Source organism: Psychrobacter sp. DM4 (genome assembly GCF_051307035.1).
Taxonomy (GTDB): domain Bacteria; phylum Pseudomonadota; class Gammaproteobacteria; order Pseudomonadales; family Moraxellaceae; genus Psychrobacter.
Genome location: NZ_CP195536.1, coordinates 1,875,567 through 1,888,813, shown reverse-complemented (window position 1 = coordinate 1,888,813; position 13,247 = coordinate 1,875,567). Strand labels below are relative to the sequence as shown.

Annotated in this window: 13 protein-coding genes and 2 tRNA genes; 4 read left to right on the top strand and 11 right to left on the bottom strand. The window is 44.2% G+C overall.

Features of this window, described 5'->3' with window-relative positions:
* Window positions 1-146 precede the first annotated feature (146 nt).
* The 4 genes from ACR64G_RS07970 to ACR64G_RS07955 form a co-directional block, all read right to left on the bottom strand.
* Complete coding sequence (locus tag ACR64G_RS07970; protein WP_435978773.1) at window positions 147-743, bottom strand: DJ-1/PfpI family protein; 597 nt, start codon at window positions 741-743, stop codon at window positions 147-149.
* A gap of 49 nt (window positions 744-792) precedes the next feature.
* Window positions 793-1,488 (bottom strand): endonuclease III, encoded by a 696-nt coding sequence (nth, locus tag ACR64G_RS07965; RefSeq protein ID WP_435978772.1) that lies wholly within the window; start codon window positions 1,486-1,488, stop codon window positions 793-795.
* A gap of 77 nt (window positions 1,489-1,565) precedes the next feature.
* Window positions 1,566-2,429, bottom strand: coding sequence for an RnfABCDGE type electron transport complex subunit B (locus ACR64G_RS07960; RefSeq protein WP_435978771.1), 864 nt, complete (start codon window positions 2,427-2,429; stop codon window positions 1,566-1,568).
* A gap of 313 nt (window positions 2,430-2,742) precedes the next feature.
* Window positions 2,743-3,633, bottom strand: a complete 891-nt coding sequence (locus ACR64G_RS07955; RefSeq protein ID WP_435978770.1) for a LysR family transcriptional regulator — start codon at window positions 3,631-3,633, stop codon at window positions 2,743-2,745.
* A 93-nt stretch (window positions 3,634-3,726) separates the two neighbouring features.
* Between ACR64G_RS07955 and ACR64G_RS07950 the strand changes: the two genes are divergently transcribed.
* On the top strand, window positions 3,727-4,656 hold the full coding sequence (locus ACR64G_RS07950) for a DMT family transporter (protein ID WP_435978769.1): 930 nt from the start codon (window positions 3,727-3,729) through the stop codon (window positions 4,654-4,656).
* Between the two features lie 66 nt (window positions 4,657-4,722).
* Here the strand turns inward: ACR64G_RS07950 and nudC are convergent, their stop codons facing one another.
* The 3 genes from nudC to dnaQ all read right to left on the bottom strand — a co-directional run bounded on the left by nudC (window position 4,723) and on the right by dnaQ (window position 9,282).
* Window positions 4,723-5,670, bottom strand: a complete 948-nt coding sequence (nudC, locus tag ACR64G_RS07945) for an NAD(+) diphosphatase (protein WP_435978768.1) — start codon at window positions 5,668-5,670, stop codon at window positions 4,723-4,725.
* A 121-nt stretch (window positions 5,671-5,791) separates the two neighbouring features.
* Window positions 5,792-7,483 (bottom strand): hypothetical protein, encoded by a 1,692-nt coding sequence (locus tag ACR64G_RS07940; protein WP_435978767.1) that lies wholly within the window; start codon window positions 7,481-7,483, stop codon window positions 5,792-5,794.
* 221 nt (window positions 7,484-7,704) lie between these two features.
* A complete protein-coding gene (dnaQ, locus tag ACR64G_RS07935) occupies window positions 7,705-9,282 on the bottom strand; it encodes a DNA polymerase III subunit epsilon (RefSeq protein ID WP_435978766.1) in 1,578 nt (525 codons plus the stop codon).
* 292 nt (window positions 9,283-9,574) lie between these two features.
* On the opposite strand from dnaQ, the gene ACR64G_RS07930 reads away from it, so the two are divergent.
* Both ACR64G_RS07930 and ACR64G_RS07925 read left to right on the top strand, forming a co-directional pair.
* On the top strand, window positions 9,575-10,129 hold the full coding sequence (locus tag ACR64G_RS07930) for a hypothetical protein (RefSeq protein WP_435978765.1): 555 nt from the start codon (window positions 9,575-9,577) through the stop codon (window positions 10,127-10,129).
* Window positions 10,130-10,189: 60 nt separating this feature from the next.
* A complete protein-coding gene (locus ACR64G_RS07925; RefSeq protein WP_435978764.1) occupies window positions 10,190-10,489 on the top strand; it encodes a hypothetical protein in 300 nt (99 codons plus the stop codon).
* 152 nt (window positions 10,490-10,641) lie between these two features.
* On the opposite strand, the gene ACR64G_RS07920 is transcribed toward ACR64G_RS07925, so the two are convergent.
* On the bottom strand, window positions 10,642-11,103 hold the full coding sequence (locus tag ACR64G_RS07920) for a YkvA family protein (RefSeq protein ID WP_435978763.1): 462 nt from the start codon (window positions 11,101-11,103) through the stop codon (window positions 10,642-10,644).
* A 259-nt stretch (window positions 11,104-11,362) separates the two neighbouring features.
* On the opposite strand from ACR64G_RS07920, the gene ACR64G_RS07915 reads away from it, so the two are divergent.
* Window positions 11,363-12,586: an LD-carboxypeptidase gene (locus tag ACR64G_RS07915; RefSeq protein ID WP_435978762.1), complete on the top strand. Its 1,224-nt coding sequence runs from the start codon at window positions 11,363-11,365 to the stop codon at window positions 12,584-12,586.
* Window positions 12,587-12,666: 80 nt separating this feature from the next.
* Here the strand turns inward: ACR64G_RS07915 and ACR64G_RS07910 are convergent.
* The 3 genes from ACR64G_RS07910 to ACR64G_RS07900 all read right to left on the bottom strand — a co-directional run bounded on the left by ACR64G_RS07910 (window position 12,667) and on the right by ACR64G_RS07900 (window position 13,241).
* A tRNA-Leu gene (locus ACR64G_RS07910) sits at window positions 12,667-12,753 on the bottom strand.
* Between the two features lie 136 nt (window positions 12,754-12,889).
* Window positions 12,890-12,963 (bottom strand) — tRNA-Cys (locus tag ACR64G_RS07905).
* Window positions 12,964-13,106: 143 nt separating this feature from the next.
* Window positions 13,107-13,241, bottom strand: coding sequence for a putative transporter small subunit (locus ACR64G_RS07900; protein WP_435978761.1), 135 nt, complete (start codon window positions 13,239-13,241; stop codon window positions 13,107-13,109).
* Window positions 13,242-13,247: the final 6 nt, after the last annotated feature.

The following is a 13,247-nucleotide window of genomic DNA, read 5'->3' as shown; positions in this document are numbered from 1 at the left end:
TGAAGTCTACAAACTTAGTCATTAGTAAAGGTATATCAATATGTAGGGTAGAAATGACGCAAAAAATTAGCACATTTTACCGTGTATCGCATCAAAACTCTAGCGATGGATAAGACTATGACGTAACGTGATGTTGATGACGCCTATCAGGGGCGATAGAAGTCATCGATACTATTGTCTTGCTGCCAGCGGTATTCAGCATACTCAGCAATGCCATTGGCGGCTTCGATACCATGTCTATCAGCGATAAACCCAAGCGCCATATCCATGCCAGCACTCACACCTGATGAGGTATAGAATTTACCATCGACGACCCAGCGCGCTTGCTTGGTCCAATTGACATGCTCGGACTGAGATATCACCCATTGCCATGAGAGTTTGTTGGAGGTAGCACGCTTGCCATCCAAAAGACCTGCTTTTGCTAATAGACCGCTACCGGTACAGACGCTAAGCACCCAGTCAGCAGTGTTAGACAGAGTGACAAGGGTTTGCAAAAACTCATTGTTGTCGATTTGCTGACGCGTACCTATACCGCCGACTACGAGCAAGACATCAGTCTGGTCTGGTAGATCTGCTACAGCAATCGTTTGCATAGCAACGCTGTGTTTACTGCGAATGACGCCGCCCGATAAGGAGGCAAACTGAAGGTGATAATGCTCAGGCACGCAACCAAACATCTCTATGGGTCCAAACAGATCCAAAGTTTCGAAGTCATCGAAGACGAGCGCGGTAAGGGTTTGCATTAGGTTTCCTTAATCATAGATCATGAAATCAATAACTATAATAAAATAGCTATAATTCTAAAAACGCAACTTTGTCTTTGAACATACATTCTTCAAAAACAGGACAAGCGCCGCATTTAGGCGTACGCGCTTGACAGGTATAGCGCCCATGCAAGATTAGATAGTGATGCGCGTCCATCATCATATCCTCAGGTATACGCTCGACCAGTTTTTGCTCAACGATCAAGACATTTTTGCCTGTAGCAAGTCCAGTACGATTGCCCACGCGAAAGATATGGGTATCGACCGCCATGGTGGGCTGACCAAAACCAGTATTGAGGACAACGTTTGCCGTCTTACGTCCAACGCCTGCCAGTGACTCAAGATCCTTGCGGTTATCGGGAACAGTGCTGTCGAATTTATCAATCAAATCGCGACAGGTTTTGATGATGTTTTTGGCTTTAGCATTATGTAGACCGATGTTTTTGATATAAGGTTTGAGCGCCTCTTCGCCTAATTCCAAAATCGCTTGGGGAGTGTTGGCCACAGGATACAGCTGATCGGTTGCGATATTAACGCTGATATCTGTTGCTTGTGCTGAGAGAATAACCGCAATGAGCAGCTCAAAATTACTCTCAAAGCGCAGCTCAGTCACAGGCTCTTCAATCGTTGCCGCCAGCTTTTCAAAAAATGGCCGTACGTCGCGATTGGGTATCCGTCGTGATGGCGGCGTGTTAGCAGTTTTGTGTTTGACCGTTTTACTCATGGGACTTATCTTTATTTGATTGTCGTTATTTCATTTTTGGATCAAGACTTCACTTATACTGAACTTCAATACTGAGTTTAAAGCTGCGTCAACTCAAGCTGTAGCGCGTTAAGTTCGGCCTTTTTTTGCGCATTAGGACGTATGCTGAGCTGTTTTTCCAGTTTTTTAATTTTGCTACGTAATTTGGCCGCTGCAATAGTATTTTTTGCCTGCTGCGCACTAATATCAAGCGTTTGGTTGGCGGCGTTATTGAGTTTGGCCTCCATCATACTAACAACTGGTTTACGATTGCTGCTATTTGCCAGCTGGCGAGTCACGCGCTTTAGATGCGTATGATAACGATGGCGTAGATTGTCTTGCTCTTGTACGCGCTCTGATGGTGATAATTGTCTATCAACCACTACCAAATCGATGCAATCAACGGGGCAAGGCGCGATACATAACTCGCAGCCAGTACAAAGATCGGTAAAGATCGTATGCATATGCTTACCTGTACCAACGATGGCATCGACAGGGCAGGCAGGAATACATTTGGTACAGCCGATACAGTCGTCCTCGCGGATGATCGCGCGTACTTCAGTCGGACGCTCTGAGCTAGTATCAGTCGGCCACTGAGAAGGTGCAGCCGTGAGCGACATTTGCTCATTAATAAGTGTGTTTTCTATGAGTATTTGCTTAATAGCATCGGTGACAGGTTGACCGCCTGGGACGCACTTATTATAAGGCTCATTGTCCATCATAATAGCGGCGGCATAAGGCAAACAGCCATCTGGATGCTCGCATAGACCACACTGAGTTTGCGGCAGGCAGGCATCGACACGGGCAATGATTTCTTGTACATCATCTGGCAGAGTGTCAATGTGCAGCGACTTAAACAAGATCGGCAAGTCTGCTAAGCATGTCTGTTCACTACTTTGAGAATGGGTGTCAGTCTGGGACATGGTATTACTGGCCTTAGTATCGGTCATCATTAGCGATTGTCACTTATGTCTGTCAATGGCTAGGTAGATAAGTGACTATTCATTGCATATTCTATAGGCAAATTATGGGTCTTTGTACTGACGTGATATATCAAATAGTCAATGACCCAGCCGTGTTGATCGCTGTTGCGCTGCGAAGATTAACACATTTAAAGCCGTAAAACATCAGGGTCAAAAACCTAGTCTACAACGTTAAAGTTAAAGTATAAGAGCAATCATATCGTGATGCATTTATTCTGAAAACGGTGATCGTTTGCGAAATGTCTGCTTATGTCTACTTGCCAAAACGCTTAAGGATAAAATCAATCAATAGATGCATGCGATGCGGCATGTTATCACGGTCACGATAGAGCATCTGGCAGCCTCTTGGTTGGTTATTCCAGTCAGGCAATACTTGTTGCAAACCGCCTGATGCAATCAAGGGCTGTGCATCATAATCGGGGATGAAACCTAGGCCGATACCACCTGCAATAGCTTGTGTTAGTAAACTAATATTATCAACCTTTAAACGTATGTTGTTTGTTGGCTGATGCGTTTGCACCTCGCCCGTTGTACGATGCTGTAGATGCCAAGTAGACATAGGGGTGCATAATACCGTAGGGTAGCCTGCCAAATCATTGGGCATTTGGATATCGGATACATCAATATCGCTGGCTGCACAAATCATAAAGCGAATATTAGTCAGCTGCCGTCCAATCCAATGATCGGCACTGTGTTTACCAATACGAAAAGCGATATCAATAGCTTGCGCGTCAATATCAATGGTTTGATTGGACAGACGCAAATCCAGATGGATATCTGGATATTGCTTTAAAAAAGCATTGAAGTGCGGCGCTAAAATATCACTACCAAAATTGACAGGGGCGCTGATTCTGATTGTACCTTTGGCCTCATCTTTATCTTGTAGTAAGCAAAACGCGACGTTTTCTAATTCATCAAAGAGATGGGCGCTGCTCTTATAATACTGCTGTCCTGCATGGGTCAATTGTACGCGATGCGCATCTCGGTTGAGCAGCCTAAGCGCCAGATCCGCTTCTAATTTGGCAACACGGCGACTCAATGTCGATAGTGGCATATCAAGCACTATAGAGGCTTGGCGAAAGCTGCCGTATCGGACAACCGCGCAAAAACTGCGCATATCATCGAGGGAGTAGTTAAATTTCATATTCGGAATCTATGCTCTCGTTATTGCTTGTTTATACCGTATTCAAAATATATACACTGATGGTTATCTTTTCGCAAGTTTTTTGGATGTAATATGAGCCGTTCAGCGAACACCACCGCCGTCCTATATTTATTACTGTGTACGTTTCTCTGGGGCGCATCCTTTCCCGTTGGCAAGCATGCCTTGAGTGAAGTAAATGCATTAACTTTAGTCATGTGGCGTTTTAGCATTGCCTCGGTGTGTTTGTATCTTTATACAAAATATAAGCATATGCCAATCCCTAATCTCACACCAAAACAATGGGTGTGGGCGATTGGTGTATCTATCATCGGTGTTGGTGGCTTAAATTTGGGGCTGTTCACAGGCTTGGCGCAGACCAATGCTAACAATGGTGCGTTGATTATGGCGCTTAGCCCGCTGGTGACTTCTTTGATTGGCTCTATAGCACAGCGTCAATTTCCTACCAAAGGCGCGCTGTTTAGTTTGGTGGTTTGTCTCTCTGGAGTACTGCTGGTACTGACCGATGGCGCATTTGCCAAACTGCTAGGGTTTGAATTTAACCACGGCGATCAAATGATCTTTCTAGGTATGCTGTGCTGGAGTCTCTATACTTATCTGACTCAAGGTATCAGCCGCTGGATGCCGATGATTCCTTATACCTTAGTCGGTATGCTGTCCGGTCTTGGGGTGATCTCGCTCATGGTGTTATTTAGTGCAGAGGTACATCCACTGCAAGAAAGCTTAGCCATCAGTCGCAGTGTCTTTGGCGACTTGATATTTATTGGCGTCTTCGGCACAGTTGGCGGTTATCTACTATGGATCTCTGGCGTTAAGCAGTTGGGCGCTGCTAATGCGTCATTATTCTTTAATTTTGTGCCAGTGTTTGCCGCGCTCACTGCCTTTGCTTACGGTCAGCAAGTGACCGCTTTACAATTATTAGGCATGGCGATTGTGATTGCAGGGCTATTGATACCCAGACTCGTCAAATGGCAACATCAGCGTCTGACCGTTCATAATGTCTAAAGTGAGACGCAGTAGGCACTGACATTAGCAGCTAAAACGAGTTGCTAGTGCCAGTGCCATTTAATTTTACAACAAGAAGCCTTGCTCTTTGGCAATCTGATCGATCAATTCTCGAGCGATACTGCCTCTTGCGGGTATCTTTGGCAAATTTGAGAGATCAAAAAAATCAGCATGTGACAGCTCATCTTCTTGTAGTACGATGTCACCATTAGCATAAGAGGCTCGAAAGCCCAGCATCAAGTTTGAGGGGTAGGGCCAAGGCTGACTGCTTACATAGCGGATATCTTTGACATTAATCCCAACCTCTTCACCCACTTCACGAACCACTGCGTGCTCTAGGCTCTCACCCGCCTCAACGAATCCTGCAATCAGGCCATATTGTAGCGGCAGTTTAAGCTTACCGTAGCGGTGATGATGTGCTAATAATATCTGCATCTCACCTGTGCTAGGATTAGGGCGAGTGATCGCGGTAATAACACAAGGCTGCACGCGTGGATACTGGCGTAGATTACAGATAGGGCATATCATGGAGCGATCGTTTTGCACCGCTAAGGTGACGGGCGTAGCGCAGCGACTACAGAATTGGGTGTCCGCTTGCCAGCGCAGTAGCTGTATGGCTTGACTGAGCTGATCACAAAGGGCGGTTGGCAATTCAGTGATGAGCTGACGATAAGCCACAAAGACATTGGTATCCGTTATGGGCACATCAATGCCGTTAGCAAGTGCATAGTCATAACTGATGGCAATCGTCGCTGGGGCCTTGCCAAAGTCTAAATCAGTCTTAGATGTTGTGTAATATTCAGGTAGCCGATGACTAAATTTAGGTAGCCAATGATTGGGTGATAAACTTTCGAACAAGACCACACGTCCAATTTGATACTCAAGCTGATACACGGCGCTGTTACTACCTACAACAGCATCCACACCAGATAATAAAACGGGTAACGGACGTCTGCCATCAAGAGTATGATGGCAGAGAATAGTATCATCATGCAATATAAAAGCGCTCGTCATAAACAACTACTTAAGAAAAAAGAATTTAGATCAAATAAAACGAGAGCATTAAAGTCAAGGAGCGCAGTAGTTAGTCACGTCAGCTAGTAGCACTCAATCAGCTAGTAGCACTCAAAAAGTATCAAGCGGCTACCAATTGACTTAGACTATACTGACCGGCGTCTAGTGCTTGCTTGTTTAAGGGCCGGTTTTGCTCAAACCCGTCCAAATGGTAATCGACTGCCATGATGACATCAGCAATGTGCGCAAGCGTTTGATCTTCTATAGCCTCTCCCTGCGTAATGCGCATTTGCAAATAAGTAACCAGTTGGCTGAGCATAGTAGCAGAGGTGGGCAGCTGTAAAAAACGTACCGCACCCGCGACTTGCTTTAGTGATTCTGGCAGATGTTGAATTACGAGCACATCGCGCGTACTGTCTGCTAAGTAGGTAGTAATAGCTTGCTCAGCATTCACGATAGTGCTGCGGCTCTCTTGAACCAAAGTGTTATATGCAGAATTCAGCTGATGCAAAGATATATGAGGGTTATTCAACGGTAAGTATACCGTTCCTGGGGTATGCATCTCTGCCATTTCGATGATGGCATTTTCGGCTTGTACGAGCGCCACTAGTAAATGATCAAAGTCTTTGGGCTCAGGGTTGTGCCAAGTGGCTGTTGCATCGGCGGCGGCGTGCAAACCAGTAGCAGCATCAGATAAACCAAGCAAACGTAACGCTGAGCTGAGGGTCAACAGCTCGTCGGTAATTTGCGTAGTCGTTGCCGGCTGTAACTGACTTGCAGATGATAGACCAGCATGAGCGTAATCACCGACTTGTTTTTTGATAGCATTGATCTGGTCTTGAATAATAGTGTTTAGCGTATCGACGAGCGCGCGATTAGGACCGAACAAGAACTTTCTCATTTGTTCAAGTTGCGGCTCTTGTAGTCGGTTACAAGCGTACTGCTCACGTAATGGTGCTGCTTTTTCGTGATCACGCTGACAGGCAAAACTGACCAAATCAGCAAAACGCTTGTCCCTAGCAGGCAAATAGCCATAGAACTGCTGCTCTAAATAGATCAGCGTATGTTTTTGCTCCAGATTCAAAGGCAATAGCGCGGCAAGATTACTGACGGCTACTGAGGCAGCTTGCCAAAACAAGCTATCGGTATGAGCCGCTATCAAGTCGCAAGCATCGCTCATTGCTTTGAGTTTTTGCTCATCCTCGTGTGTTAATTCTCCTGCCTGATGTAGCAAGGCGACGCCAAGGCCACTACGATACGCATAACTCAAAAGCTCACTATCAAGATTGAGCTCATCCAAAGCCTGAAAGTTTTGTTCAGGATTGGCGATAGTGACGCTACTATTACCAAAGACGGCAAAATAGTCAGACGATATCGCTTCTTGCTTATTATGAGCACGTAGCTTATTGATAATTGGCAGCACTAATATAGGCTCTATAGTCTCTGTTAGTAGCACAAACTCAACATAACGATCGAGCGTCATGATAGCCTCTGATAAGTCCATGATGAGCGTCGTATCATTACGATTGGCAGGATCATGTATCTGCTTTAAGCCTTCAGCAATAGCGGTGCTCAGTACTTGCCCCCCTGCTAAAGATATCATCTCAAAGACGCAAGACAACTGATGAAGGAGTTGAGCGGAGTCTAGCAACAACGGTGCTTGATCATGATGATCATTAAACTCACTTAAATGTCTCTCCACTTCTTTGAGGGTCGCAGTAATCTCATCATATAATAGATGTAGTGAGGGGAGATTAAAATTGGTGACACTTAGGCTTGGGGCGATCAGTTTTATTCGCTCAGACTGACTCATAGTTATTCTTCCATGTTATGCCGATAGCAAGAGAGAGGAGGTATCAAAGGCTACGATAAATGAGTTCTACAATAATGCAAATTAGGCTCGATGTCTATTGGCATCCGCTATGAAATGTTAAAGCGTCTTTTGTCTGTCTCAACCATAACGTATATTCGTTGCCCTTATAGCCTTTAGATATTCAAAATCACTCACTTAAGCACTGTGTTCAAAATCATTTACTACGGTAGTCGAGCTTTAATTTTGGGGTATTTATCAGCCAAAGTGGTAAACCATTGCTGATTGGCATCCTCATCTAAGCTTGAGGTTAATAACATTGAGGCTAAGTTAGAAAAATCTGCATGAGCAGTCTGACCACCATCGCTTTGCACATCCTCCTCGATAGCCAGAGTAACCTGCCCCCCTGTCATCGCTAGGTAGACCTCGGCTAAGATTTCAGAATCGAGCAGTGCCCCGTGAAAGGTACGGTCTTGCTTACCAACATTGAGACGCCGTACGAGCGCATCGAGTGTGTTTTTTTGTCCAGGATACTGCTGCTTTGCCATATAGAGTGAATCTGTCACCTGTACGCGCTGCGCAAAATCTGACAAGCCCACTTTTGCAAATTCCATATTCAAAAAGTTCATATCAAACGAGGCGTTATGAGCGATAACCTCTGCACCATCCATAAAGTCATAAAGCGCTTGCGCGACTTGATCGAAAGTGGGTTTGTCCGTCAAAAAAGCCTCAGAGATGCCGTGAATACGGATGACTTCTTCATCCATACCGCGCTGCGGGTTGATATAGACATGGAGCTTCTCGCCTGTGAACTTGCGGGCGATCATCTCAACGATACCGACTTCGATAATACGGTCGCCATTTAGCGCCTCAAGTCCTGTAGTTTCTGTATCCATAATGAGCTGACGATCAGTCTCATGACGATGGATAGGCTTAGGTAATAAGGGGCGAAAGTTCGGATTGGCACGACTGGTATCACCGTCAAACTTAGGGCTATCGAGCTGTTGTGAGCTATCAGCACTAGGTATGCTATTTGCCAGATTATCGAGATTTGTCATAGGAGGGCTCTTTAAAGTCACAGTATCATATATCGCTTTATTGACATTTTGTTTTGTGCTGAGTTCATCGTCTACACTTAAATTATTCTCTAAGTCATCATCGCTTGAATACTCTTCTGCGCTCAAATGATCCATCATATTGAAACCTAAAGGATCAAAGTCTAACCAATCAGCGTCAGGTTTTATTTGTGCTTTTTTTTTATCCGTTTTGGATGCATGTTCAGGTGTCAATGACTCACGACTTGGCTCATTATTAGAGATAACACCAAGGTTTGCCAGCTCGTCCGCTTTTTCGTTACCAGCGTGGCCGGCGTGACCCTTGACCCAGTGCCAATCTACATCGCGCCTCTGACAACTCTCATCAAGTTGTTGCCATAGATCTTGGTTGGCAACGGGTTTTTTGCTCGCGGTCTTCCAGCCTCTTTTTTTCCAGCCCTCAATCCATTCGGTAATACCCTTTTGGACATAGCTTGAGTCCGTCCAAATCTCTAGCTTTTGCGATTTTGGACTATATTCTAATGCCTTTATCGCGCCCATCAGCTCCATACGGTTATTGGTGGTCTCGCTAGCACCGCCGTAGATATCTTGTGTACGACCATCACTAAATATCAGATGCGTGCCCCAACCGCCAGCCCCAGGATTGCCTTTGCACGCGCCATCCGTATAAGCGACCGTCGTGTTCGCTTTTGACGCTAGAGGGTCATTGGTTTTATAGGCTGTCGATGGGGTCTGATGGTCTGGCATAAAAACTCGATAGATTAGAATACAAAGGCAGTATCGTATGAATAAAAGGACAGTGGTATCTATCCTGTTTAGGCAGAGGATAGATACCAATTTTGTGTGTTCGATTATAGCAAATACACTGCCGATAAGGGCAACTGTCAGCGATAAACTCACATGACCACATATCACAACAAAACCGTATTTATTTTTTTGATAAAATTATTGCAACGTCAGCAAGCCTCAATCGACGACTACCAACCAACGAGGCGTTGATCATTTTACTCTGTATCTAATAACCTAGGATAACCTTGGCATGTCATTACGCGTAGACCTCAAACGTCACAATACAAAGATATTGAAAGTTAGCTTAATTATCAGTAGTGCTTTACTGTTTGTGGGTTGTAGCAAAGAGGCCAGTGTAGCGGAGGATGCCGCCGCTACCGTAACCTCTGACTTGTCTGTATTTGACGGCTGCTATACGGTTAGTCGTGATGAACCTGCACAAATAAAGGTCAGCGAGATCGATGGCACGTGGATGATGCAAATGAAGGAGCCTGCCAGTAGCGGCCGGGTTTGGGACAATCCTGAACCTTTAGAGGTGTTAGACAATAGTGAAATACCAACTTATTTCTCTATTGATCCTGATAATGTCGATGCGCTCATTGCCCGTCCAGACAGAGTACTCGTACTTGCCCATGTCAAACCTGTCTATGCCAATATCGACCCGCTACTCGATAGCGAGTATTTGTCTTATATTTATCGCGGCGCCAACACGATTTATCACGTCGAATGCGATGATATTAATACCGACATTTTAGCCAATCCTCATTCCAATATCGTCATCGACAATGTGAATGAAATCGTTTAGTTGTGCATGATACTGTTCAATACATACCATAAAAATAGCTGAATAATTGAGTGTAATATTATGAATTTTTTGGGTTACGTGCTGCTTGGCGGCTTATCTTATGCAGCAGGGTGGGCGGTTAGAGTTTATAGGCTCGATAAAAATCCTGAGCAGCCTTATCATCTCAAGCACCCTGAGATTTTGGGCTATATGGCTGGATTCTTTATCATTATGCTGATTATCTCATGGCTATTAGGGCGCTATCTACTCGGTCACACCGCTCTTGATTTGCCCTTTATTATTATCAATAGTATCGTTGCAACCTTTGTCTACTCGTTCGGTCTTAATCCTGAAAAGGCCAATTACGACGTTCCAGAATAACGTCATTTGATTATGAATAACTGATAATCATCAAAATAGATAATTATCAGTTATTAAATAAAAGACGGTCAATAATAATTATTGACCGTCTTTATTATAAGTTTTATACAGAGTAATTCTGGTCATTAATCTTAAGAAATACTATTCATTATTTACGACTCTTTTTTGTTCTCTTTATCTTTACTATCGTCTTCGAGTGTTTCATCATCATCCTTTGAATCTTGAGGTTTATCAGACTCTTTATCTTTGGGATCGGTTTGCTCGTTTTTCCAAGTTTTGTACTTTAATAAGTCCTTTTCCATGAGCTTTAGACAAAATTTAAGCACTAAAGCGTCATCGACCTGACCGATAAAGGGGATAAAATCAGGAATAAGATCGATAGGGTTAAGCACATACAATAGACCCACGACAGCGGCTGAAATGGTCTTGTAAGGAATATCGCGATAATTACCTTGATAGTAATCCTTTACTAAGCTCATCAGTAATAACAAATCCTTTGCATAGCGCTCTAGACCCTTGCCGTTTTCGAGCTGATCGTTAATTTTGTCTTCTTTGCCTAAGATGAGTTTGATATTATCTATCAGATTTTTATTGTTTTTCTCTTTGTCAGCCATACTTATATCCTTATTTTAGTAGATTGTTATTGAATCCTCCCTACTATAGCAAGAGTGATGAGTGCATCCAAATAAGACTATGAGTGACTGTGTATTGGTTTGTTGACTACAAGAGCATTCAGTCGACCCAAATTTAATCATTCTATAGTGTCTGAGGTATAATATAGCGTCACAGAATGATGGCTAGAGCAAGCAATACCTCGCTAAAGTATTCTTATAACATGAGCGTCGCCTAAAAGGTATAAAGGATAATAGCAACATGCCCAAGATATTCTCTGAAGTCAGTCGTCGTCGATTTTTGCGTGATTTGGCGCTAGGAGCAAGTGCTAGTGTGCTGGCAAGTCCAAGTATGGCCGATACACTAACGAATACGGGTCGCGCTACTAGTGCTGTCGATGATAGTCCTTTTACCAAGGATGATTTGTTAACTTCAGCTATTACTAATAGCATCTCAATGCAGACTGTAGTCTCATCTACTAGCTGTAAAACCCCAAATATTGAGACGCGACTATTCGCCAGCTCTAATGTTGGCGGTAGTGACGAGCGTAATGAGTTGGGATTAGAGCGATTGGTTTGTGCTGGTTTTAGAGTCGATAATCCTGACATCGTTAGCCGGCAGTATTTGCGTTTTGCTGGTACGGATGCTCAGCGCGCCAGCGACTTACAGAACATTGCTACGGGAGCAATTGTAGCGCCCAAATTGCTAATAGGGGTGCGCGGTGGCTATGGTGCAGTGCGAGTGCTACCTATGATTGATTGGGAAACACTGGGTCGCGTAATGAGCGCGCGCGGTACGATCCTCGTAGGATTTAGCGATGTCACCGCTATCCAGTGCGCGCTGTTGGCAAAAGGTGGGATGAGCTCGCTGGCAGGACCTATGCTCTATAGCGAATTTGGCAAAATAGCACCTGATCAAGTCAGCTGTCGTCAGTTTGCCGAAGCGCTTAGCAACCCTAACCTGAGTATAGATATCACTAGCGCTGCGTTAACCAGTGACAATCTTCCGACTATCTTGGCAACCAACGATAGTCAGATACTGACTGGCATCGTATGGGGCGGTAATCTCAGTGTGGTGTCATCGCTAGCAGGTAGCAAATATCTACCACGTATTGACGGCGGCATTGTGTTCTTAGAAGATGTGGGCGAACAACCTTATCGCATCGAGCGTATGCTCTATGATCTTTACTTAGCAGGCGTGTTCAAGGATCAGCAGGCGATTATATTTGGTCCGCTTTCGAGCGCAGGTGAGGATAGCTACGATAAGCGTTATGATGTCGCTACAGTAATACGTCAGCTACATAAGCTCACAGGTCTACCTATCTATAGTGGTATGACCTTCGGACATATCGCTAAAAAGCACAGCTTTCCATTGGGAGCTAAATGTGAGATTCGTCCAAATGATACTGGCGGCTATCAGCTAAGTTTTTCAGATTATCCTACTATTCAGGCTGATGCTATTCATGTTGAGGGGTTGTGGCAGTAGTGAGGTTAAAAAATATTAAAAAAGACATGAAAAGACACCACAAACCATAACGATTTGTGGTGTTTCCAATATTACTATAATGGTACCCGGAGCCGGACTTGAACCGGCACGCTATTGCTAGCGAGGGATTTTAAATCCCTTGTGTCTACCAATTTCACCACCCGGGCAAAACTTATTTTATCTATAACGTCAACCAGTTGATAGACCATCTGATGACTAGATAAGTGCTCGCTATTATAAGCCGTTGAATTAAGAATGCAAGCCAAAATTAATGCAAATCTTATAAACAGTGAGCAAAATAAATGGAGGCTGGGGTCGGAATCGAACCGGCGTCTACGGATTTGCAATCCGCTGCATAACCACTGTGCTACCCAGCCACTCAAGGTGAACTATATTAGCAAAACTAATTTAAATTACAAGCTATTTTTTGGCTAAAGGCCTGTTATTTATTAATCAATGCCAAGTCAATGCCCAATGACGACTTATAAATACAAAGATACATAGCGCTTTGCTTTAGCGGCTAGATAATATCTTTATTATTGCGCTGAGCTTTTTTGATATCGCGATAGGTTGCGGTGCATATAAGTACTAGCACCCCAAGCGTAATCGCAGGCCATATCAAAATATAAAGTCCATAGAGTAAAGTGCTATCCATACTATC

Bases quoted from the DNA above. Each gene is read 5' to 3' on its own strand.
- ACR64G_RS07960 (WP_435978771.1), bottom strand. From the start codon at position 2,429: ATGTCCCAGACTGACACCCATTCTCAAAGTAGTGAACAGACATGCTTA.
- ACR64G_RS07900 (WP_435978761.1), bottom strand. From the start codon at position 13,241: ATGGATAGCACTTTACTCTATGGACTTTATATTTTGATATGGCCTGCG.
- ACR64G_RS07940 (WP_435978767.1), bottom strand. From the start codon at position 7,483: ATGAGTCAGTCTGAGCGAATAAAACTGATCGCCCCAAGCCTAAGTGTC.
- nudC (WP_435978768.1), bottom strand. From the start codon at position 5,670: ATGACGAGCGCTTTTATATTGCATGATGATACTATTCTCTGCCATCAT.
- ACR64G_RS07925 (WP_435978764.1), top strand. From the start codon at position 10,190: ATGAATTTTTTGGGTTACGTGCTGCTTGGCGGCTTATCTTATGCAGCA.
- ACR64G_RS07930 (WP_435978765.1), top strand. From the start codon at position 9,575: ATGTCATTACGCGTAGACCTCAAACGTCACAATACAAAGATATTGAAA.
- ACR64G_RS07970 (WP_435978773.1), bottom strand. From the start codon at position 743: ATGCAAACCCTTACCGCGCTCGTCTTCGATGACTTCGAAACTTTGGAT.
- ACR64G_RS07920 (WP_435978763.1), bottom strand. From the start codon at position 11,103: ATGGCTGACAAAGAGAAAAACAATAAAAATCTGATAGATAATATCAAA.
- dnaQ (WP_435978766.1), bottom strand. From the start codon at position 9,282: ATGCCAGACCATCAGACCCCATCGACAGCCTATAAAACCAATGACCCT.
- ACR64G_RS07955 (WP_435978770.1), bottom strand. From the start codon at position 3,633: ATGAAATTTAACTACTCCCTCGATGATATGCGCAGTTTTTGCGCGGTT.
- nth (WP_435978772.1), bottom strand. From the start codon at position 1,488: ATGAGTAAAACGGTCAAACACAAAACTGCTAACACGCCGCCATCACGA.
- ACR64G_RS07950 (WP_435978769.1), top strand. From the start codon at position 3,727: ATGAGCCGTTCAGCGAACACCACCGCCGTCCTATATTTATTACTGTGT.
- ACR64G_RS07915 (WP_435978762.1), top strand. From the start codon at position 11,363: ATGCCCAAGATATTCTCTGAAGTCAGTCGTCGTCGATTTTTGCGTGAT.